This is a genomic window from Variovorax sp. V93 (assembly GCF_041154485.1).
Classification (GTDB): Bacteria; Pseudomonadota; Gammaproteobacteria; order Burkholderiales; family Burkholderiaceae_C; genus Variovorax; species Variovorax beijingensis_A.
Window position 1 is genome coordinate 184,371 of the sequence record NZ_AP028669.1, and the last position, 21,909, is coordinate 206,279.

General features: G+C 67.8%; 19 protein-coding genes and 1 riboswitch. Of the genes, 15 read left to right on the top strand and 4 right to left on the bottom strand.

The genetic code is table 11. The features are described from left to right. The first annotated feature begins 23 nt into the window (after positions 1-23). The gene (locus tag ACAM54_RS00915) at positions 24-791 is read left to right on the top strand and encodes an SH3 domain-containing protein (RefSeq protein WP_369649507.1); all 768 of its coding nucleotides are present in this window, start codon (positions 24-26) and stop codon (positions 789-791) included. Here the strand turns inward: ACAM54_RS00915 and ACAM54_RS00920 are convergent, their stop codons facing one another. Further along, positions 792-1,718, bottom strand: coding sequence for a LysR family transcriptional regulator (locus ACAM54_RS00920; protein ID WP_145738632.1), 927 nt, complete (start codon positions 1,716-1,718; stop codon positions 792-794). A gap of 104 nt (positions 1,719-1,822) precedes the next feature. Between ACAM54_RS00920 and ACAM54_RS00925 the strand changes: the two genes are divergently transcribed. The 5 genes from ACAM54_RS00925 to ACAM54_RS00945 all read left to right on the top strand — a co-directional run bounded on the left by ACAM54_RS00925 (position 1,823) and on the right by ACAM54_RS00945 (position 8,441). Further along, the gene (locus tag ACAM54_RS00925) at positions 1,823-2,284 is read left to right on the top strand and encodes a PACE efflux transporter (RefSeq protein WP_145738630.1); all 462 of its coding nucleotides are present in this window, start codon (positions 1,823-1,825) and stop codon (positions 2,282-2,284) included. Between the two features lie 48 nt (positions 2,285-2,332). Next, positions 2,333-2,437: riboswitch (S-adenosyl-L-homocysteine riboswitch) on the top strand. 59 nt (positions 2,438-2,496) lie between these two features. Next, on the top strand, positions 2,497-5,211 hold the full coding sequence (metH, locus tag ACAM54_RS00930) for a methionine synthase (protein WP_369650933.1): 2,715 nt from the start codon (positions 2,497-2,499) through the stop codon (positions 5,209-5,211). A gap of 79 nt (positions 5,212-5,290) precedes the next feature. Then, entirely contained in the window at positions 5,291-7,072 is a 1,782-nt protein-coding gene (locus tag ACAM54_RS00935) for an ArnT family glycosyltransferase (protein WP_369649508.1), read from the top strand. Next, a complete protein-coding gene (locus ACAM54_RS00940) occupies positions 7,069-8,046 on the top strand; it encodes a glycosyltransferase family 2 protein (RefSeq protein ID WP_145738626.1) in 978 nt (325 codons plus the stop codon). Before ACAM54_RS00935 ends, ACAM54_RS00940 begins: the two co-directional genes overlap by 4 nt. Continuing rightward, on the top strand, positions 8,043-8,441 hold the full coding sequence (locus tag ACAM54_RS00945) for a GtrA family protein (protein ID WP_369649509.1): 399 nt from the start codon (positions 8,043-8,045) through the stop codon (positions 8,439-8,441). Before ACAM54_RS00940 ends, ACAM54_RS00945 begins: the two co-directional genes overlap by 4 nt. Before the next feature lie 126 nt (positions 8,442-8,567). On the opposite strand, the gene ACAM54_RS00950 is transcribed toward ACAM54_RS00945, so the two are convergent. From ACAM54_RS00950 to ACAM54_RS00960, 3 genes are read right to left on the bottom strand one after another with little or no spacing between them, the layout of a single operon-like run. Continuing rightward, positions 8,568-9,767, bottom strand: coding sequence for an amidohydrolase family protein (locus ACAM54_RS00950; RefSeq protein WP_369649510.1), 1,200 nt, complete (start codon positions 9,765-9,767; stop codon positions 8,568-8,570). Then, on the bottom strand, positions 9,713-10,483 hold the full coding sequence (locus ACAM54_RS00955) for a TetR family transcriptional regulator (protein ID WP_192326712.1): 771 nt from the start codon (positions 10,481-10,483) through the stop codon (positions 9,713-9,715). The genes ACAM54_RS00950 and ACAM54_RS00955 overlap by 55 nt, the downstream gene beginning before the upstream one ends. A gap of 17 nt (positions 10,484-10,500) precedes the next feature. Then, entirely contained in the window at positions 10,501-11,274 is a 774-nt protein-coding gene (locus ACAM54_RS00960; protein ID WP_145738618.1) for a ferredoxin--NADP reductase, read from the bottom strand. Between the two features lie 324 nt (positions 11,275-11,598). Between ACAM54_RS00960 and ACAM54_RS00965 the strand changes: the two genes are divergently transcribed. The 9 genes from ACAM54_RS00965 to pncA all read left to right on the top strand — a co-directional run bounded on the left by ACAM54_RS00965 (position 11,599) and on the right by pncA (position 21,904). Next, the gene (locus tag ACAM54_RS00965; RefSeq protein WP_192326711.1) at positions 11,599-13,215 is read left to right on the top strand and encodes a 6-hydroxynicotinate reductase; all 1,617 of its coding nucleotides are present in this window, start codon (positions 11,599-11,601) and stop codon (positions 13,213-13,215) included. A 167-nt stretch (positions 13,216-13,382) separates the two neighbouring features. After that, positions 13,383-14,291: a UPF0280 family protein gene (locus tag ACAM54_RS00970; protein ID WP_369649511.1), complete on the top strand. Its 909-nt coding sequence runs from the start codon at positions 13,383-13,385 to the stop codon at positions 14,289-14,291. A 21-nt stretch (positions 14,292-14,312) separates the two neighbouring features. Next, positions 14,313-14,954: an amino acid synthesis family protein gene (locus tag ACAM54_RS00975; protein WP_145738612.1), complete on the top strand. Its 642-nt coding sequence runs from the start codon at positions 14,313-14,315 to the stop codon at positions 14,952-14,954. Between the two features lie 37 nt (positions 14,955-14,991). Continuing rightward, entirely contained in the window at positions 14,992-15,576 is a 585-nt protein-coding gene (locus ACAM54_RS00980; protein WP_369649512.1) for an amino acid synthesis family protein, read from the top strand. A 137-nt stretch (positions 15,577-15,713) separates the two neighbouring features. Next, complete coding sequence (locus ACAM54_RS00985; protein ID WP_192326706.1) at positions 15,714-16,919, top strand: ABC transporter substrate-binding protein; 1,206 nt, start codon at positions 15,714-15,716, stop codon at positions 16,917-16,919. Positions 16,920-16,947: 28 nt separating this feature from the next. After that, positions 16,948-18,873, top strand: coding sequence for an ABC transporter permease (locus ACAM54_RS00990; protein ID WP_369649513.1), 1,926 nt, complete (start codon positions 16,948-16,950; stop codon positions 18,871-18,873). Positions 18,874-19,595: 722 nt separating this feature from the next. Further along, positions 19,596-20,399, top strand: a complete 804-nt coding sequence (locus ACAM54_RS00995; protein WP_124961368.1) for an ABC transporter ATP-binding protein — start codon at positions 19,596-19,598, stop codon at positions 20,397-20,399. Then, positions 20,396-21,130: an ABC transporter ATP-binding protein gene (locus ACAM54_RS01000; protein WP_209535820.1), complete on the top strand. Its 735-nt coding sequence runs from the start codon at positions 20,396-20,398 to the stop codon at positions 21,128-21,130. The genes ACAM54_RS00995 and ACAM54_RS01000 overlap by 4 nt, the downstream gene beginning before the upstream one ends. 51 nt (positions 21,131-21,181) lie before the next feature. Further along, positions 21,182-21,904 (top strand): bifunctional nicotinamidase/pyrazinamidase, encoded by a 723-nt coding sequence (gene pncA, locus ACAM54_RS01005; protein ID WP_369649514.1) that lies wholly within the window; start codon positions 21,182-21,184, stop codon positions 21,902-21,904. The last annotated feature ends 5 nt before the right edge of the window (positions 21,905-21,909 follow it).

Genomic DNA, 21,909 nt, shown 5'->3' on the forward strand with positions numbered 1-21,909 from the left:
GGCGGCGCAAAGGAAGCCTCATCATGAACAACAAACTTTCCCTGCGCTGGATCGGCATTGGCGCCATGGCGCTGGCCCTGCCGCTGGCCGCCGCGGCGCAGCAGGCCTTCACGCGCGGCGCGGTCAACCTGCGCGCGGGCCCCTCGGGCGACTATCCGCTGGTGGCGCGGCTCGGGCCGGGCCAGCCGCTCGACGTGATCGGCTGCACCGGCGGCTACAGCTGGTGCGACGTGGTGCTGCCCGACGGCGGACGCGGCTGGGTCTGGGCCCGGAGCCTGGACTACGCCTACCAGGAGCGGCGCGTGCCGCTGGCCAGCTATGCCGCGGTGATCGGCGTGCCCGTCGTCACGTTCGTGATCGGCAGCTACTGGGCCGACTACTACCGAGACCGGCCCTGGTACGGCGAGCGCCGCTGGTGGGGCGGCCGACCGCCGCCTCCGCCGATGCCCGGCTGGCGTCCCCCGCCGCCGGTGCGGCCGGCCTGGCAACCGAGGCCATGGCCGGGCCCGGGCTTCAAGCCCGCGCCGGGGCCCGGCTTCCATCCGCAACCGGGGCCGGGCTACCGTCCACCACGGCCGGGGCCGGGCTATCGCCCGCCGGCCGACCCGGGCATCAAGCCGCCGCGGCCCCAGCCGGCCTTCCGGCCCGGACCGCCGCCCGGCCAGCCGCAGATGCATCCGGGCGGCGGGCGCCCGCATGGAGGCGGTGAAGGTGGCGGCAGGGGTGGTGGCCGCGGCCATGGCGGCGGTGGCGGCGGTGGAAAGGGCGGCGGCCACGGCCACCGCGACTGATCAGCCGCGCGCGCTCGCGGCAGGAATGCCCGCCGCGGCCTGCCGGTCGCGCGCGATCAGTGCCACGAAGCGCTGCGCCCCCAGCCCCAGCGGCCGCTCGCGCGACCACACCACGTCGACCCACAGGTCGAGTCCGTTGCTGAGGTTCTCGAATGGAATCTCGACCAGCGCGCCCGCGGCCACGTGCGGCCTGGCGAAATTGCGCGGCAGCCAGCCCCAGCCGAGGCCGGCCGTGATCAGGCTCAGTGCGGCCAGCGCGTTGTCGGTGCGCCAGACGTGGCGCGCGAACACGAAGCGCGGATCGCTGGTGGCCAGGTCGCGCCCCGCCACCACGATCTGCCGGGTGTTCGTGAGGTGCTCCTCGCGCAGCCGCTCGCCGGCGGCCGCAAGCAGCACGGGATGGCCGGGCGCCATCACGGCCACCATGGTGTCGCTGCCGACCTCCTGAAAGCCTTCCCGCCCATCGAGGCTCGGGCGCTCGAACACCAGCGCCAGCTGCGCGCGGCCGCTGTGCAGCAGCGCCAGCGCATCGGCCTGCGGGGCGGCCAGCACCTCGACCTGCAGCAGCGGATATTCCTCGGCCAACGCGGCCAGCGGTCCGCTCCAGGGCGCGGCCAGCAACTCGGGCGCAATGGCCAGCGTGAGGCGGTTTTCCAGGCCCTGCGTGAGCGCCAGGGCCTGCACCTGCAGCTGCTTCAGCTGGGCCGCCAGCAGCCGCGCCTGCGGCTCCAGCGAACGGGCGGCGGCGGTCGGCTGCGGCTCGCGGCCGCTGCGGTCGAACAGGGGCAGGGCCAGTTCGGCCTCGAGGTTGGCAATGGCCATGCTGACGGCCGAGGGCACCTTGTGCAGTGCGCGCGCCGCAGCCGAAAAGGAGCCGTGGTCGATCACGGCCAGGAAGACCTCGACGTTGTCGCTGGAGAAAGCCATCTGCTGCACCTATCTATCAATAAAATTGAAATAAGTTGACTTTTTATATCAGCGAACAGCAAATAAAGTCCAGCCATCGTCTTCATCCGCCAGAGGAAACAGTCATGCAGGGGTTCCAGCGCCGCGTCGTCTACATCAGCCTTTACGAAGGAATCGCCATCGTGGCCGCCAGTGCCGGGCTGGCGCTGATGACCGACGCCGGGCTCGGGCATTCGGGCGTGCTGGCGGTGGCCGCCTCGGTCATTGCCGTGATCTGGAACCTGGTCTTCAACGCCCTGTTCGAGCGCTGGGAGTCGCGCCAGGCGGTGCGCGGGCGCAGCGTGCGCCGGCGCGTGGCGCATGCCGTCGGCTTCGAGGGCGGATTGATCGCGGTGCTGGTGCCGCTGTTTGCCTGGGGCCTTGGCGTGACGCTCTGGCAGGCGCTGGTGATGGACCTGGGCCTGGTGGTGTTCTTCCTAGTCTACACCTTCGTCTTCAACTGGGGCTTCGACCGGGTGTTCGGGCTGCCGGCCTCGGCCGCGCCCGCCAAGACCGGCCCGGCAACGGCGGCCGGGCAGGGCGCCTGAACGACCCTGGCGGCCGCGGTCCTTGCCGCAGCCGGTAAAATTGCGCTCCCTTCCAAGGAGCGTTGCAGCGGCGGCCCGCATCGAGAGGCCCGCCGTCAGGCTTGGAAGGCGCCCTGCCGCCAGGGCGCAAGCCGCAAACGACGCTCACCTGACGTTTTTTCCTGCCCAGGTGAGCCCCCATGAACGAAGTCTCCACGCCCCGCGTCCCCCCGATGAAGCTGTCCGGCCTCGAACCGGTGGCCATCGATGCCGGGTCGCTGTTCGTCAACATCGGCGAGCGCACCAACGTCACCGGCTCCAAGGCCTTCGCGCGGATGATCCTGAACGGCCAGTTCGAGGACGCCCTGGCCGTGGCGCGCCAGCAGGTCGAGAACGGCGCGCAGGTGATCGACATCAACATGGACGAGGCCATGCTCGACAGCAAGGCCGCGATGGTGCGCTTTCTGAACCTGATTGCCAGCGAGCCCGACATCGCGCGCGTGCCGGTGATGGTCGACAGTTCCAAGTGGGAAGTGATCGAGGCCGGCCTGCGCTGCATCCAGGGCAAGGGCATCGTCAACTCCATCTCCATGAAGGAGGGGGTCGACAAGTTCAAGCACGAGGCCAAGCTCGTGAGGCGCTACGGCGCCGCGGCGGTGGTGATGGCCTTCGACGAGAAGGGCCAGGCCGACACCTACGAACGCAAGATCGAGATCTGCGAGCGCGCCTACCGCATCCTGGTGGACGAGGTGGGCTTTCCGCCCGAGGACATCATCTTCGACCCCAACATCTTCGCGATTGCCACCGGCATCGAGGAGCACGACAACTACGCGGTCGACTTCATCAACGCGGTGCGCTGGATCAAGCAGAACCTGCCGGGCGCCAAGGTGTCGGGCGGCGTGAGCAACGTGAGCTTCAGCTTCCGCGGCAACGACCCGGTGCGCGAAGCGATCCACACCGTGTTCCTGTACCACGCGATCCAGGCGGGCATGGACATGGGCATCGTCAATGCCGGCATGGTGGGCGTGTACGACGACCTCGAGCCGACCCTGCGCGAGCGCGTGGAAGACGTGGTGCTCAACCGCCGCCCGGACGCCGGTGAACGCCTGGTCGAAGTGGCCGAGACCGCCAAGAGCGGCGCCAAGGACGACAGCAAGAAGCTCGAATGGCGCGGCACGCCGGAGCATCCGGTGCACGTCAACCAGCGCCTCTCGCATGCCATGGTGCACGGCATCACCGATTTCATCGTCGAGGACACCGAAGAAGCCTACCGGCAGATCCTCGCCAAGGGCGGCCGTCCGCTGCACGTGATCGAAGGGCCGCTGATGGACGGCATGAACATCGTGGGCGATCTGTTCGGCCAGGGCAAGATGTTCCTGCCGCAGGTGGTGAAGTCGGCGCGCGTGATGAAGTCGGCCGTGGCCCACCTCATCCCCTACATCGAGGAAGAAAAGCGCCAGGACGAGGCCGCGGGCCGCGACGTGCGCACCAAGGGCAAGATCATCATCGCCACCGTCAAGGGCGACGTGCACGACATCGGCAAGAACATTGTCACGGTCGTGCTCCAGTGCAACAACTTCGAGGTGGTGAACATGGGCGTGATGGTCCCGTGCCACGAGATCCTGGCCAAGGCGAAGGTCGAGGGCGCGGACATCGTGGGCCTCTCCGGCCTCATCACGCCGAGCCTGGAAGAAATGCAGTACGTGGCCGGCGAGATGCAGAAGGACGACCACTTCCGCATCAAGAAGATTCCGCTTCTGATCGGCGGCGCCACCACCAGCCGCGTGCACACCGCCGTGAAGATCGCGCCGCACTACGAAGGCCCGGTGGTCTACGTGCCCGATGCCTCGCGCAGCGTGAGCGTGGCGCAGTCGCTGCTCTCCGACCAGGCCACCGCGTACATCGACGAGATCAACGCCGACTACGAGAAGGTGCGCACGCAGCACGCCAACAAGAAGCAGGTGCCGATGTGGCCGCTGGCCAAGGCGCGCGCCAACAAGACGCCGGTCGACTGGTCCGGCTACACGCCGCCGGTGCCCAAGTTCATCGGCCGGCGCCTGTTCAAGAACTTCGACCTGACCGAGCTCGCCAGGTACATCGACTGGGGCCCGTTCTTCCAGACCTGGGACCTCGCCGGCCCGTTCCCGGCCATCCTGAAGGACGAGATCGTCGGCACCGAGGCCGTGCGCGTGTATGCCGATGGCCAGCGCATGCTCAAGCGCCTGATCGAAGGGCGCTGGCTCAGCGCGAGTGGCGTGGTCGGCTTCTGGCCCGCCAACACGGTGAACGACGACGACATCGAGCTCTACACCGACGAGACGCGCAGCGAGGTCGCGCTCACCTGGTACGGCATGCGCCAGCAGACCGAGAAGCAGGTGATCGACGGCGTGATGCGCCCGAGCCGCTGCCTGGCCGACTTCGTCGCGCCCAAGGACAGCGGGCTGAAAGACTACGTGGGCGTGTTCGCGGTGACCGCGGGCCTGGGTGTCGAGAAGAAGGAGAAGTACTTCATCGACGACCTCGACGACTACTCCGCCATCATGCTCAAGGCCCTGGCCGACCGGCTGGCCGAGGCCTTTGCCGAATCGCTGCACCACCGCGTGCGCACCGACCTCTGGGGCTATGCGCCCGACGAGGGCCTGAGCAACGAGGACATGATCGCCGAGAAATACCGCGGCATCCGTCCCGCGCCCGGCTACCCGGCCTGCCCCGACCACAGCGTGAAGCGCCCGATGTTCGACCTTCTGGGCTGCGCGGACATTGGCATGACGCTGACCGAAAGCCTCGCTATGATGCCCGCCGCCAGCGTGAGCGGCTTCTACCTGAGCCACCCCGAGTCGACGTACTTCAATGTCGGCAAGATCGGGCACGATCAATTGCAGGACCAGGCGGCGCGGCGCAAGGAGAGCGAATCCGACCTCGAGCGCCTGCTGGCGCCGAACCTTTGAACCTGCCGGCCGGCGTGGCCGACCGGCACCGGGAGTTGTTATTCAGAAGCTGATATTTGCTGCCGCGCACTACGCGGCATTGGCGGTCTTTGTCCTTGGCTGCTGGGGCTTCGGGCGTGCGCTGCTGGCGCGCCTCGCGCCGCCGCCGCGCCGGGACGCCTGGCTCGAAGCGGCCATGGCGGCGGCCCTGGGCGTGGGTTTGTTCATCTGCGCCTTCCAGCTGCTGGCGATCTTCGGCGCGTTCAAGCCGGGCGCCACCGTGGCGCTGATCGCCGCCGGCGTGGTGGCGGCCGTGCTGCAGCTGCGGCCCTGGTGGCGCGAAGCGCGGGCGCTTCGTGCCGCCGGCGCGGGGGCCGCGCCATGGACCCGCGCCGAAAGGATCGCCGCGATCGCGCTGGCCCTGGTGGCGCTGCCCGCGCTGGTCGCGCCGCTCGCGCCGCCCGCCGCCTTCGACGAGCTGATGTACCACCTGCCCTATGCGCGGCAGGTGGCCCAGCAGGGCTCGCTGGGCATCCACGAGTGGCTGCGCTACCCCTGGTTCCCGTACAACTACAACCTGCTCTATGCGGCCGCGCTGCAGGTGGGCGACGACGTGCTGCCGCACTTTCTCAATGCGCTGGCCGGAGCGCTTTCGGCGGTGATGGTCTACCGCCTCGGCATCCAGCACGCCAACCGGCTCACGGCCTGCATCGGCGCGGCCATCTGGATCGGCATCGGCGACTATTCGAATGCGCTGATCGACATGGGCGTGGCGCTCTTCGTGCTCAGTGCCTGCGTGGCGCTGTGGTGGTGGCGCGACTCAGAGCCGCTGCAGGGCGGCACGCGCTGGCTCGGGCTGGCGGCGTTCTGCCTTGGGGTGGCGGCGGGTTCGAAATACCAGGCGCTCACCTTCCTGCCGCTGGTGGCGCTGTTCGTCGTCTGGCACGAGCGCCGGCCCAAGGCCTGGGCGCTGGCGCTGCTGTGCTTCCTGATTCCGTGCGTGTACTGGTACGCGCGCAACGCCATCATGACCGGCGATCCGTTCAACCCCATCGGCGCGCGCGTGTTCGGCTTCACCGACTGGATCCCGGCCGACTACGTGCAGCAGGTGGCCGACGTGCGCGACCATGCGGCACGGCCCAACGCGCTGATCTGGGCCGTGTTCCTGGCGCCGTTCAGCCTGCTGTGGAAGCGCTCGGCCGCGCTGCGCGCCGCGGGCTGGTTCTGCTTCTATTCCGTGGCCGTGTGGCTTTTGACCTCGCGCTATCCACGCTACCTCACGGCTTCGTTTCCGCTGCTCGCGCTGATGGCGGCCATCGGCTGGCAGGTGCTGTTCGGCTGGATCGCCGCGGGCGTGCGCCGCGTGTTTGGGGCCCGGGGCGGGCCGGCGGGTGCCGCGCCTGCCGCCGTGGCACCTGCCGGGCGCCTGGGCCTGGTGGGCGACTGGATCGTCGTGCTGCTCCTGGCGGCACTGGCCGCGGTGTCGCTGCGCCAGACGGCGGGCAAGGTGGCGATGATCTCGCCCACGCCCGAAACGCGCGAAGCCTTCCTGCGCCAGCATGTGCCGGGCTATGCCGCCATGGACTACCTGCGCCAGCATGCCACCGGTCGCGTCTACCAGATCGCGCTGAACGAGGCGATCTACTACGGCCCCAATCCGATCTGGGGCGATACGCTCGGCCCGTGGCGCTACCGCGATTTCCTGCTGCTGCTGCCCGGCGACATGGCGCGCAAGCTGGCCGCGATGGGATTCACGGCCATCGTCATGCCGACCTCGATGGTGCCCACGCTGGCCACCCGGCCCGGCTTCGACGCGCATTTCGCCCTGCTGTACGAAAAAGACGGCGGCCGGGTCTACCGCATTCTCTCGACCGCACCATGACCGACGACAACCCATCCGCCGCCGCCCGCGCCCCGATCCGCATCGCGGCGGTGATCCCCTGCTACAACGAGGCGCTGTCGATCGCGCAGGTGGTCGCGCAGTTCCGCGCGGCGCTGCCCGAGGCCGAGATCCATGTCTTCGACAACAACTCGACCGACGACACGGCCGCCATCGCGCGCGCGAGCGGCGCCACGGTGACGCACGTGGCGGCGCCGGGCAAGGGCAACGTCGTGCGCCGCATGTTCGCCGACGTCGAGGCCGACGTGTACGTGACGGTCGACGGCGACGCCACCTACGACGTGGCCAGCGCGCCGCGGCTGGTGGATGCGCTGGTGGAGCGCAATCTCGACATGGTGGTGGGCTGCCGCGTCGACGACGGGCAGAACGCGCTCACCTACCGCGCCGGCCACCGCTTCGGCAACCGGCTGCTCACGGGCGCGGTGGCGCAGCTCTTCGGCGGCGGGCTGACCGACATGCTCTCGGGCTACCGCGTGTTCTCGCGCCGCTATGCCAAGTCGTTTCCCGCGCTTTCACAGGGCTTCGAGATCGAGACCGAGCTCACGGTGCATGCGCTCGAACTGCGCATGCCCCATGCGGAGTTCGACACCGCCTACAGCACGCGGCCCGAAGGCTCGCACAGCAAGCTCTCGACCTACCGCGACGGCTGGCGCATCCTGAAGACCATCTGCAAGCTGTTCATCAGCGAGCGGCCGCTGCAGTTCTTCTCGATCCTTGCGGCGGTGCTTGCGGCGGGCGCGATCGCACTGGCCATTCCGCTGCTGCTCACCTACCTGCACACCGGCCTGGTGCCCCGGCTCCCCACGGCGGTGCTGGCGACGGGCGCCATGCTGGCCGCCATGCTGTCGATGGTGTGCGGCGTCGTGATGCACGCCATCCGGCTCGCCCGCCGCGAGGCCAAGCGGCTGCGCTACCTCGCGATTCCCGGCGTCGGGCAGTTCCGCCGCACGCCATGAAGGCGGGCCGCGAGTTCCTGGCGTTCGCCATTGTCGGGGCGGCGGGATTCGTGGTCGACGTGGCCGTGCTGTACCTTGCGGCGCCGCTGCTGGGCTGGTACGGCGCGCGGGTGCTGTCGTTTCTTGCGGCGGCAACGGCCACCTGGGCATTGAACCGGCGCTACACCTTCGCGGCGCGGCGCTCCTCGGGCGCGGCGACGCCGATCGTGCGCGAATACCTCGGCTATCTGGCCACCATGCTGGGCGGGGCGGTCGTCAACTACGGCGCGTATGTGCTGGTGCTGCACTGGGCTTCGGGCCCCTGGGCTCCCGCGGCCGGCGTGGCGCTGGGCAGCTGCGCAGGGCTGGCCGTGAACTTCCTGTCCGCGCGCTACCTGGTGTTTCGCGCGAAGTAGCAGTGTTGCTCCCTCCCCCTCTGGGGGAGGGCTGGGGTGGGGGCACGCGGCGCATCCATCGGCGCTCTGCCTGCCCCCATCCCGACCTTCCCCCAGAGGGGGAAGGAGAAAGTGCAGCGTTGGCGCTCAGTGCGCCGCCGACACCACCACGGGGATTTCGGTCGCGGGCGGCGTGTTGCGGCTGCGGCCGCAGCGCACGATGCCGTCGATCATCACCATGCCCACGCCCGGAATGTCGCCGAGCTGCACGCTCTCGAGCAGGCCCGGCGCGGGCGAATGCTGCGCGCGGTCCATGAAGACGAAATCGGCGTCGCGGCCCACCTCGATCAGCCCGCAGTTGAGCTTGCGGATCTTCGCGGTGTTGCCGGTGGCAAAGCAGAACACCAGCTCGGCCGGGATGTTTGCAATGGACGACAGCATGGCCACCATGCGCAGGATGCCCAGCGGCTGCACGCCGGAGCCCGCGGGCCCGTCGGTGCCGAGGATCACGCGGTGCGGGCACTTGAGCTCGAGCGCGGCCTTGGCCGCGGCGATGGCCACCTTCTCGTTGCCGTTGTGCACGATCTCGATCGCGCGCGAGCTCTTCTCGCACAGCTCGCACACATGCGCCTCGGGCAGCGAGGTGTGGCCGCCGTTGATGTGGCCGATGATGTCGGCGTCGGCCTCCAGCACCACGTCCTTGTCGATCAGGCCCGAGCCCGGGATCGACGGGCCGCCCGTGTGGATCGTGCTCTGGATGCCGTACTTGCGCGCCCAGGCCACCATCTCCTTGGCCTCGTAGCCGGCCTTCACCGAGCCCAGGCCCACTTCGCCCAGCAGGCCCACGCCGGCGTCGGCGAGTTCCTTGAAGTCGCTCTCGACCATGCCCTTCTCGATCACCGGCGCGCCGGCCAGCACCTTCACGCCGCCCGGGCGGAAGTTGTCGAACGCGCGCTGCGCGGTGATGGCCAGCGCCTTCAGGCCCACGATGTCCTTGGGCCGGCCGGGCAGGTGCACCTCGCCGGCCGAGATCATGGTGGTGACGCCGCCGTGCATGGTCGAGTCGATCCAGCCGATCTGGCCCTGGCGCGGCGTCCAGTCGCCGAACACCGGGTGCACGTGGCTGTCGATCAGGCCGGGCGCGACGCAGGTCTTCTTCGCGTCGATGACGGTCTGCGCACCTTCGAGGTCGCAGTCCTTTTCCTTGCCGACTGCCACGATCAGCCCGTCGTTCACCACGAGGGTGTCCGCGTCCAGGATGGGCTTGTCGATGTCGCCCGAGAGCAGCAGCCCTATGTTCTTGATGACGACCTTGCCCGACTTTGCGCCGGCTGCGATTTCTGCCATTTCGTGGTGTCCTCGTCGTGGGGTGGGGAGTTGTTCTCTTGTTCCTGGATGTCGTCCGCGCGCACGGTTCGCAGCACGGTCTCGATCACGAAGTCTTCCCAGTGCGTGATCGCCTCGGGCGACTCCAGCGGCTCGCCCAGGAAGGCCGTGAGCGTGTGCCGGTTCGAGGTGTAGAAGTAGCCGGTGGACGCGATCAGCAGATAGATGTCGCGCGCGTTCAGGTCGCGGCGGAACAGGCCCTGCGCCGCGCCGCTCGCCAGGATCTCGGCAATGATCGCCACCGCCCGCGACGAGTATTCGCGCGCCCTGAGCGACTTCGAGATGTGCCGGCCCTTGTGCAGGTTCTCGGTGTTCAGCAGCGTCACGAACTCGGGGTTCTTGCGGTAGTAGCCGAGCACGAAGCGGATGACCTCGGTGAGCGCCTCCACCGGCCGCGAGGCATCCAGCGCAATGGCCGCCTCGGCGTCGTCCATGCGCTTGTAGATGCCTTCGAGCACCGCGATGAAGAGGCCTTCCTTGCTGCCGAAGTAGTAGTAGATCATCCGGTCGTACGACTTGGCGGCCTTGGAGATCTTCTCCACGCTGCCGCCGTCGTAGCCGTATTTGGCGAACACCTTGGTCGCCGACTTCAGGATGCTGTCGCGCGTGGCCTGTGCCGCGGCCTCGCGCACGCCCGTGCGGCGCTGGGGCTTGGCGGCGGTGCGGCTGTCGGCCATCGTGCGCGCGGCTCGGCCTACTTTTCGGCGAAGGCGCGTTCGACCACGAAGTCGCCGGGCGTCGAGGTGTTGCCTTCCTTGAAGCCGCGCTTCTCCAGGATGTGCTTCAGGTCCACCAGCAGGCCCGGGCTGCCGCACAGCATCACGCGGTCTTCCACCGGGTTGAGCGGGGGCAGGCCGAGGTCGTCGGTGAGCTTGTTGGTCTCGATCAGGTCGGTGATGCGGCCCTGGTTGCGGAATTCCTCGCGCGTGACCGTCGGGTAGTAGAGCAGCTGCTTCTCGACCATCTCGCCGAGGAACTCGTGCTTGGGCAGGTGGTCGGTCACGAGGTCGTGGTAGGCCAGCTCGTCGACCTGGCGCACGCCGTGCACCAGGATGACCTGCTCGAACTTCTCGTAGGTGTCCGGGTCGCGGATGATGCTCATGAACGGTGCGAGGCCCGTGCCCGTGCCGAACAGGTACAGGCGCTTGCCGGGCAGCGTGTAGTCGATCAGCAGCGTGCCGGTGGGCTTGCGGCCCACGATGATGGTGTCGCCGACCTGGATGTGCTGCAGCTTGGAGGTGAGCGGGCCTTCTTCCACCTTGATGCTCAGGAACTCGAGATGCTCCTCGTAGTTCGGGCTCACGATGCTGTAGGCGCGCAGCAGCGGCTTGTTGTTGACCTTCAGGCCGATCATCGTGAAATGGCCGTTGGAGAAGCGCAGCGCCGGGTCGCGCGTGGTGGTGAAGGTGAACAGGCGGTCGGTCCAGTGGTGGACGCTCAGGACGCGTTCTTCGCTGAAAGCACTCATACGGAACTCAAGAGTTGGTTGGAACAGTGGAAGGTGGCTGAGCCGGAACGCACGCTTGTGGGGCGTGCAGCCGCCGGCCGGCTGCGAACCCTCCATTGTCGTTGGTCGGAAAAACCCCGATGAACACCGCGAGAAAACACCATTGCAAGCATCGGGCCTGTTTGCTACATTGACCTCGAATGTAGTGAACGCAACATGAAAGTGTAGGGAATGCTACACAAATGGAAGGCGGCGCACAAGCGGGCAGGCGGCACGTTTGTTGCAACCCTCCGCTGACCGAGTTTCCCCGTGCCCGACCCGCATCACGCCCACGAGATCGCCCCGATGACAGAACACACCAAGACAGATGGCCTTCCCGGCATGGACATGCCGGTGGTGGCCGAAGCCGGCAGCGGCGCCTTCGGCAAGGCGCCCCCGCGCAACGAGAAGATGAGCAGCGCCAAGGTCGAATGCAACGCCTGCCCGGTGCTGTGCCAGATCTCCGACGGCCGCACCGGCGCCTGCGACCGCTATGCGAACAGGCAGGGCGTGCTGGTGCGCGTCGACCCGGTGCTGCTGCTGCGCCGCGAGATCGCGAGCGAGGCCCCGGTGCTGGTGCCCTTCGACCGCCCGGCTGCAGAGAAGCCCGAGGGCGGCGCGCCCGACTGGAGCGGCGACCTGCTGCACGCTGACGAAGTCTTCGTGACCGGCGTGGGCTCGTCCACCACCTATCCCGACTACAAGCCCGCTCCCTTCATCGTGGCCTCCAAAGCCCAAGGCGTCGACATGGTCACCGTCGTCACCGAAGGCATCTTCAGCTACTGCAGCTTCAAGGTGAAGATCGACACCGACCGCTTCCTCGGCTCCGAGCAGGCCAACGTGCGCTACAAGGGCGAGGTGGTCGGCCACGTGACCACGGCCGAGTACGGCTCGCAGATGCTGTCGCTGGGCGGCGTGCACCATCTCACCGGCGGCAGCAAGAAGGAAGGCCGCATGACGGCCGAGCTGATGCAGCTGCTGGGCAACAAGAAGGCCGTCGAATGCACCATCGACGGCGGTTCCACGCTCGTCATCCAGGCCGGAAAAGCACCCATCGTCAACGGCGTGGAGGAGCAGCGCATGCGCGTGGGCTGCGGCTCGGCGGCCGTGGGCATCTTCGCGCGCCAGTTCGCGGGCGTGGCCGACGAGGTGGTGGTGGTCGACGACCACATCACCGGCGTGCTCACAGAGCACCAGGCGGGGCGCTGTCTCGACATGGCGCCTTCGGGCATCCAGATGCTGGGGCGCAAGTCCACGCCGGGGCGCTACTTCCAGGTGGCGAATCCGGGCAACGGCTGGGGTGGCACCGACATCGCCGATCCGCTCTCGATCATCGAGGGCTGGGAAGAGGGCGTGGCGCGGCCGGGCCTGCGCCTGTTGATGACATCGACCACCGGCGAGCATGCGCAGTGGTACGTGCTCGACGAGGCGCTGAAGCCTGTCGAACAGCCAATGCCCGCCGAGGTGCGCCGCATCGTCGAGCGCATCGGCGAGAACTGCGAACCTTCGCTGTGCACCGTGCTGTTCCTCGGTGGTGCGGGCGGGTCCTTGCGCGCCGGCGTCACCGAAAACCCGGTGCTGCTCACGCGGGCCATCAAGCGCGCGCTGGTCAACGTCACCTGCGGCGGCGCGCCGGCCTATGTGTGGCCCGGCGGCGGCATCACCGTGATGGCGGACGTCATGCGCATGCCCGACAACAGCTTTGGCACCGTGCCCACGCCGGCCATCGTGGCGCCCATCGAGTTCAGCATGCGGCGTGACGACTACCAGGCGCTCGGCGGCCACATGGAACACATCTTCTCGCTCGAGCAGGCGCTTTCGCGCGGCGCGTGGCAGGAAGACGGCGCACCGCTGGCGCGGCAGTGGGTCGTGATGGACGATGCCAATCCGTGGCCGCTTGGCCACCCACCCATGCTGGGTTGAGCGATGGCCATCTTTTCGTGTGCCGTGGCTGTTGCCCCTTCCCCCACCGGGGGAAGGCCGGGATGGGGGCGGGCAGAGCGCCCGACGATTGCACCGCGTGCCCCCACCCCGACCCTCCCCCGGAAGGGGAGGGAGAAACAAAGCGCCGTCCCCGCGCTCTTGCTGCCATGACCGCCCAACGTACCGCGCTCGACGCGAACCGCTGGCACTTCAACCACGGCCCGATCGACATCGTGGCCGAGGCGCATGGCGACCCCTACGCTGTCGCAGCCGCGCACGACGCGGCCTGGGCGCGCTTCGGCCATGTGCTGGACGAACTGGTGCGCGAGCTGCCGCTGCTGCGCGCGCCCGTGGCCGGCGGCGTGCGCCCGCGCGGCGTGGTCGGTGCGCGCATGTGGGATGCCTGCGCGGCGTTCTCGCCGATGTTCATCACGCCGATGGCGGCGGTGGCCGGCTCGGTGGCGCAGGAGCTGATCGCGTTCTATGACCGCCCCGGCATCGAGCGCGCCTGGATCAACAACGGCGGCGACATTGCGCTGCACCTGGCGCCGGGCCATTCGGCGCGCGTGGGCGTCTATGCCGATCTCGCGCGCTTCGACTGGCGCGAGCGCGATACCGGCCTTCTCACCACCGACGGCCAGTTCGAAATCAAGGCCGCACAGCCGGTGCGCGGCGTGGCCACCAGCGGCTGGCGCGGGCGCAGCTTCTCGCTGGGCATTGCCGACAGCGTGACGGTCCTGGCCGCCACCGCAGCGCAGGCCGATGCCGCCGCCACCGCGATTGCCAATGCCGTCGACGTGGACGATGCGGCCATCGGACGGCGCCCCGCCAGCGAATGCAAGGACGATAGCGACCTGGGCGACACCCTGGTCACGGTCGATGTGCCGCCACTGGCGCCCTCGCAAGTGAAAAGCGCGCTCGACACCGGCGCCGTGTGCGCGAAGGTGCTGCAAAAAGGGGGGCTCGTCTGGGCCGCTCTGCTCGTTTGCCAGGGGCAGTGGCGACTTGTCGAACCCTTATGCTCGAAGTCGCTGCCCAGTGCACCGTCCGATGCAGTTGGTTCAGTATTTGCTTAACGAAAAGCAAGGTTCCTTTCCATGATCGATATACGCCGCGTCTTCACCCATGTCGAGCACATTCACCACGAGTTCGGACCGCGCGCCGCAACGCCGCTGGTGCGCGGTGCCATCGGCGCGGTGCTGACCAATCCCTTTGCGGGCCGCTACGAGCCCGACATCCTGCCGATGATGGCGCTGCTCGACCCGGTGGGCGTCGACATGGCGCACAAGCTGCATGCCGCCATGGACGTGCCGCTCGAGCAGATCGCCACCTATGGCAAGGGCGCCATCGTCGGCGCCGCCGGCGAGCTCGAACACGGCGCGCTCTGGCATGTGCCCGGCGGCTATGCGATGCGCGAGCTGCTCGGCTGGAAGGGCGACCGCGCGGCCTACACCGCGGGCAAGGCCGAAGAGAAAACCGGCCAGCCCGGCAACGCGCTGTCCATCGTGCCCTCGACCAAGAAGGTCGGCCCGCCCGGCGCCGCACTCGACGTGCCGCTCACCAACATCAACGCCAGCTACGTGCGCGGCCAGTTCGACGCCATCGAGGTGCGCGTGCCCGGCGCACCGGCAGCCGACGAGATCGTCTTCATCCTCGCGATGAGCACCGGCTACCGCGTGCATGCGCGCGTGGGCGGCCTGCTCGCGAAAGACATCAGCAAATGGGACGGCTTGCGCTGACCTGATGAACCAGAGACACGAAGAAGGAACACAAGACATGACCGCCAACATCCGCAAGCTCGTCATCCAGGTCGACGAAACCCGCAAGGAAATGGGCAAGGACATCGTGCCCCCCACGCGCCGCGCCGTGGCCATCGCGGTGATCGAGAACCCGTACGCGGGCCGCTTCAGCGAGAACCTCGACGAGCTGATCGCCATCGGCGAAGAGCTGGGCGCGCTGCTCGGCCAGAAGGCCGTGAAGGCGCTCGGCATCGAGCCGGGCCAGGCGCAGAGCTACGGCAAGGCGGCCATCGTCGGCGAGAACGGCGAGCTCGAGCATGCCGCCGCCATCCTGCATCCCAAGCTCGGCGCGCCGCTGCGCGCGGCGGTTGAAAGGGGCGCCGCGCTCGTGCCCTCGGCCAAGAAGCGCGGCACGCTGGGCACCGCCATCGACGTGCCGCTCGGCCACAAGGATGCGGCCTTCGTGCGCAGCCACTTCGACGCCGTCGAGGCCCGCGTGTCCGACGCGCCGCGCGCCAACGAGATCGTGGTGGCCGTGGCCGTCACCGACAGCGGCCGGCCGCTGCCGCGCATCGGCGGGCTGCAGGCCAGCGAAATCAAGGGTGAAGACGGGCTGAGATGAGTACACCCCCAGTCTTCGCGCACTTCGTGTCGCGCGCGCCTTCCCCCTCGCCCGGGCAACACCAGCGGCCCGGCAAAGCCGGTTCCGCGGTGTTTCCCGCAAAGACCTCGTTTCTCGTCCCTTCAAGGAGTTTCCTCATGAACCCATTGCGTCACGTCTTCAGCGCCGCGGCCGTTGCCACGCTGGCCACCGCCCTCGTTCCTGCCCATGCCCAGGGCGTGATCAAGATCGGGGAGGTCAACAGCTACAAGGCCCAGCCCGCCTTCCTCGAGCCCTACAAGAAGGGCATGGAGCTGGCCGTGGAAGAGATCAACGCCAAGGGCGGCGTCAACGGCCGCAAGGTGGAGCTCATCACGCGCGACGACAACGCCAACCCCGGCGATGCGGTGCGCGTGGCCGAGGAGCTGGTGGCGCGCGAGAAGATCGACGTGCTCACCGGCACCTTCCTGTCGAACACCGGCCTGGCCGTGGCCGACTTCGCCAAGCAGAAGAAGATCTTCTTCCTGGCCGGCGAGCCGCTGACCGACAAGATGACCTGGCAGGGCGGCAACGAATACACCTTCCGCCTGCGCCCCGGCACCTACATGCAGGCCGCGATGCTGGTGCCCGAAGCGGCCAAGCTCAAGAAGAAGCGCTGGGCCGTCGTCTACCCCAACTACGAGTACGGCCAGTCGGCCGTGGCCGCGTTCAAGACGCTGCTGAAGGCGGCGCAGCCCGACGTCGAGTTCGTCGCCGAACAGGCGCCGCCGCTCGGCAAGGTCGATGCGGGTGCCGTGGTGCAGGCGCTGGCCGATGCCAAGCCCGATGCGGTCTTCAACGTGCTGTTCGGCGCCGACCTTTCCAAGTTCGTGCGCGAAGGCAACACCCGCGGCCTCTTCAAGGACCGCACCGTGGTGAGCGTTCTGACCGGCGAGCCCGAGTACCTCGACCCGCTCAAGGACGAAACGCCCAACGGCTGGATCGTGACCGGCTATCCCTGGTACGGCATCCAGACGCCCGAGCACAAGGCCTTCTTCCTCGCCTACCACGCCAAGTACAAGGACTACCCGCGCCTCGGTTCGGTGGTGGGCTACAGCATGATCAAGTCGGTGGCGGCCGGCATCGACAAGGCCAGGAGCACCGAGACGCCGAAGCTCGTCGCCGCCTTCAAGGGCCTGCAGGTCGACACCCCGTTCGGCAAGATCAGCTACCGCGCCGAAGACCATCAGTCGACCATGGGCGCCTTCGTCGGCAAGACGAAGAACGAGAACGGCAAGGGCGTGATGGTCGACTACACCTACTTCGACGGCGCCAAGTTCCAGCCGAGCGCCGCCGACGTCAAGAAGTCCCGCGCTGCCGACTGACCTTTTTCTTCCCGGAACGCTTGCACCCATGAGCCTCTCGTCCCTGCTGCTTCAGTTCCTCACCGGGCTGTCGTCGGCTTCGTCGCTGTTCCTCGTGGGGGCCGGCCTTTCGTTGATCTTCGGCGTCACGCGCATCGTCAACTTTGCGCATGGCTCCTTCTTCATGGTGGGCATCTACCTTGCCTACACACTGGTCGAGAAGCTCGGCACGCTCGGCTTCTGGCCGGCCGTGCTGATCGCCGCCCTCGCGGTGGGCGTGATCGGCGCACTGATCGAGATGGTGCTGCTGCGCCGCATCTACAAGTCGCCCGAGCTGTTCCAGCTGCTGGCCACCTTTGCACTGGTGCTCGTCATCAAGGATGCGGTGCTCTATGTCTGGGGGCCGGACGAATTGCTCGGCCCGCGCGCGCCGGGCCTGTCGGGCTCGGTCGACATCCTGGGCCGCCAGTTTCCGACCTACGACCTGTTCCTGATCGTCGTCGGTCCGGTGGTGCTCGGCCTCATGTGGCTGCTGCTCACGCGCACCCGCTGGGGCACGCTGGTGCGCGCCGCCACGCAAGACCGCGAGATGGTCAGCGCCCTGGGCGTGAACCAGGCCTGGCTGTTCACGGCCGTGTTCGCACTGGGCGCCACGCTCGCGGCGCTGGGTGGTGCGCTGCAGCTGCCGCGCGAGCCGGCCACGCTCGCGATGGACCTCAACACCATCGGCGCGGCTTTCGTGGTGGTGGTGGTGGGCGGCATGGGCTCGATTCCTGGCGCGTACGTGGCAGCGCTGCTGCTGTCCGAAATCAAGGCGGTCTGCATCTGGCTTGGCGTGGTCGAGATCTTCGGCTACAGCGTGTCGTTCTCCAAGCTCACGCTGGTGGTCGACTTCATCGTGATGGCCATCGTGCTGGTGTGGCGCCCCTGGGGCCTGCTCGGCCGCCCGCAGGCGCCCAGCCGCTACGTGGGCATGCAGGAAGAGCCGCTGCGGCGCGCGAGCAAGGGCTACCTGTGGCTCGTCGCCGCGCTCGGGCTCGCGCTCATGGCGATGCCGCTGCTGACTGCCGATTCGCCCTACACCACGGTGCTGATGATCGACCTGCTGATTGCGGCGCTGTTCGCGGCCAGCCTGCACTTCATCATGGGCCCGGCTGGCATGCATTCGTTCGGCCACGCGGCCTACTTCGGGCTGGGGGCCTACGGTGCCGCACTGCTGGTTCGCGCAAGCGGCATGCCGATGGAGCTCGCGCTCGTCGTCGCACCACTGGTGGCCGCCATCGGCGCTTTCGTCTACGGCTGGTTCGCGGTGCGGCTCTCGGGCGTGTACCTGGCGATGCTCACGCTGGCCTTCGCACAGATCACCTGGGCCGTGGTCTACCAGTGGGATTCGTTCACCGGGGGCAGCAACGGGCTCACCGGTGTATGGCCTTCGGAGTGGCTGTCGGACAAGCGCACTTATTACTGGCTCACGCTGGTGCTGGTGGCCGCGGGCATCCTGATGCTGCGCCGCGTGCTGTTCTCGCCGTTCGGCTATGCCTTGCGCGCGGGCCGCGATTCGGTGCTGCGGGCCGATGCGATCGGCATCGACGTCAAGCGCATGCAATGGACGGCCTTCGTCATTGCTGGAGCGGCGGCTGGATTGGCCGGGGCGCTCTATGCCTTTTCGAAGGGCAGCATTTCGCCTGAAAGCCTGAGCGTCGACAAGTCGGTCGATGGGCTGGTGATGGTGCTGCTTGGCGGCATCCAGACGCTGGCGGGGCCGGTGGTGGGGGCTGTGACTTTCAGCTGGCTGCATGACACGGTGGCGCGCAATACCGACTACTGGCGGGCGACGCTGGGGGCGATCATCCTGCTGTTGGTGCTGCTGTTTCCGCAGGGGATTGCGGGGTTTGCCAAGCAGTTGAGCGATCGCTGGCTGCGCGGGCGTCGGCGTTCGGAAGTGGATGTTGCTTTGAAGGAGAAGCGGACGTGAGGGACGGTTGTCTTTCATCGTTCAGGGGTCTTCTTTTTTCCCGAGGCCGGGATATCCGCCCGGCGGCGGACTCACTTTCTTTTGCTTCGCCAAAAGAAAGTAAGCAAAGAAAAGGCGACCCTACTGTCTGCGACCCTTCGCTTCGCTACGGGCAACCTGCGGTGCTCGATTCCGGCGGGGGTCCGCAGAACTCGCTTCGCTCAAACAGCTGCGGCCCTGATCCCGCCTCCATCTGCGCTCCTCGGCGCAGCCAGAAGGGGTGGGGAGAAGACAGGCCATCGCTTCGCTCGGCCGGGGCCAACCCCAACAGCCCAACTCAACACCAACAGCCAATCTCAACCACCGCGGCGCTGCGCGCCGCGGTGGCTTGGTGGCCGAGCGAAGCAAAGGCCCGTTCGGTTTCCAAGCCCCTCTGTATGCGCCGAGGAGCGGAGCGTTTCGCGGATCAGGGCCGCAGCTGTTTGAGCGAAGCGAGTTCTGCGGACCCCGCGAAACGCGAGCACCGCAGGTTGCCCCGTAGCGCAGCGAAGGGGTCGCAGACAGTGGGGTCGCCTTTCTTTTGCCTACGTTTCTTTGGCGAAGCAAAGAAAAGTAGGTCGCCCGCCGGGGCGAGACCCGGTCCCGGGAAGCAATCGCTCGGCACTGATCGAAGAATCTGCAGAGTTCGAAAGCTGCGAGCCCTTACCCCAACCCTCTCCCACAGAGAGAGGGAGTAAAGCCAAATGACCCTCCTCAAAGTAGACAACCTGGGCAAGTCCTTCGGCGGCGTCAAAGCCGTCGACGGCATCAGCTTCGAGCTGAAGGCCGGCGAGCTGCTGGCCCTCATCGGCCCGAACGGCGCCGGCAAGTCCACCACCTTCAACATGGTGAACGGCCAGCTCAAGGCCGACCAGGGCTCCATCGTGTTCGACGGCCACGAGCTCGTGGGCCAGAAGCCGCGCGAGATCTGGCGCAAGGGCGTGGGCCGCACCTTCCAGATTGCCGAAACCTTTGCGTCGCTCACCGTCGCCGAGAACGTGCAGATGGCCATGCTCTCGCACGATGGCAAGCTGTTCTCGATGTGGCGCCGCGCGGCGGACCACAAGCGCGACGAGGCGCTGGCGCTGCTCGACCAGGTCGGCATGAAGGCACAGGCCGACCGGCCCTGCAGCGAGCTCGCCTACGGCGACGTCAAGCGCGTCGAGCTCGCGATCGCGATGGCCAATGCGCCCAAGCTGCTGCTGATGGACGAGCCCACCGCCGGCATGGCGCCGAAGGAGCGCAACTCGCTCATGGCGCTGACCAAGGAACTGGTGGTCCAGCGCGGCCTGGCCGTGCTGTTCACCGAGCACAGCATGGACGTGGTGTTCGCCTACGCCGACCGCATGATCGTGCTGGCCCGCGGCCGCCTGATCGCGCAGGGCAAGCCGCTCGAGATCCGTGACCATCCGAAGGTGCAGGAGGTGTACTTCGGCAGCGGCAAGACCTTCGAGAAAATTGCAGAGAAAGCCGCCGAAGTGAATGCGGCAGTGGGAGCCATCGGATGAGCACACACGAAACACTGTTGAAGGCGAATTCGCTGTGCGCCTGGTATGGCGCCGCGCAGATCCTCTACGACGTCGACCTCGAAGTGCGCCGCGGCGAGGTCGTCGCGCTCATGGGCCGCAACGGCGCGGGCAAGTCGACCACGCTCAAGACGCTGATCGGCATGCTGGCCAAGCGCAAGGGCAGCGTCAGCTTCCTCGGCCACGACATCTCGAAGAGCGAACCTCATCACGCAGCGAAGCTCGGCCTCGGCTTCGTGCCCGAAGACCGCCGCGTGTTCACCGATCTCACGGTGATGGAGAACCTCGAGGTCGGCAAGCAGCCGTCGCGCCGCTGGGCCGATGGCAGCGAGGCGCCGCTGTGGACGCCCGAACGGCTGTTCAAGCTCTTCCCCAACCTGGGCGAAATGCCCGACCGCCCGGGCGGCCGCATGAGCGGCGGCGAGCAGCAGATGCTCACCGTGGCGCGCACGCTCATGGGCAACCCCTACCTGGTGCTGCTCGACGAGCCCTCCGAAGGCGTGGCACCGGTCATCGTCGAGCAGATGGCCAACATGATCCTGGAGCTCAAGGCGCAGGGCGTGAGCATCCTGCTGTCGGAGCAGAACATGCACTTCGCCGAGCTGGTGTCCGACCGCGCCTACGTGCTCGAGAAGGGCCAGATCCGCTACCACGCCACCATGGCAGAGCTCGCGGCCAACGAAGAGGTGCGCCGCGCCTACCTGAGCGTCTAGCCGCACCTGCGCGGCCACTTTTTCTTCTCATCAACCACCGGAGCACACGCCATGCACGACTCGCACCGCAGATCCCTTCTGAAGTCCACGGCCGCACTGGGCCTGCTGGGCGCGGCCGGGACGCTGTTCGCGGCCCCGAAGCTCAAGCCGAACGACAAGTCCGCGCTGATCGTGATCGACGTGCAGAACTGCTTCGTCGACGGCGGCACGCTGCCCGTCAAGGGAGGTGCCGAGGTGGTGCCCGTCATCAACAAGCTGGCCGATTCGTTCGAGAACATCGTGGTCACGCAGGACTGGCACACGCAAGGCCATGCGTCGTTCGCGAGCGCGCATGCGGGCCAGAAGCCGTTCAGCAGCATCAAGCTTTCCTACGGCAACCAGGTGCTCTGGCCCGACCACTGCGTGCAGGGCACCGACGACGCGGCGCTGCACAAGGACCTGAAGCTGCCCACCGCGCAGGTCATCATCCGCAAGGGCTTCCACAAGGGCGTCGACAGCTATTCCGCCTTCGAGGAGGCCGACCGCAAGACCGCCACCGGCCTGGGCGGCTACCTCAAGCAGCGCGGCATCAAGACGGTGTACGTGGCCGGGCTGGCCACCGACTTCTGCGTGGCCTGGACCGCGCTCGACGCGCGCAAGGCCGGCTTCGAGGTCTACGTGATCGAGGACGCCACGCGCGCGATCGATCTCAACGGCTCGCTCGCCGCGGCATGGAAGCAGATGACGGCCAAGGGCGTCAAGCGCATCCAGTCCGCCGATATCCAGACGGCCTGAGCAAG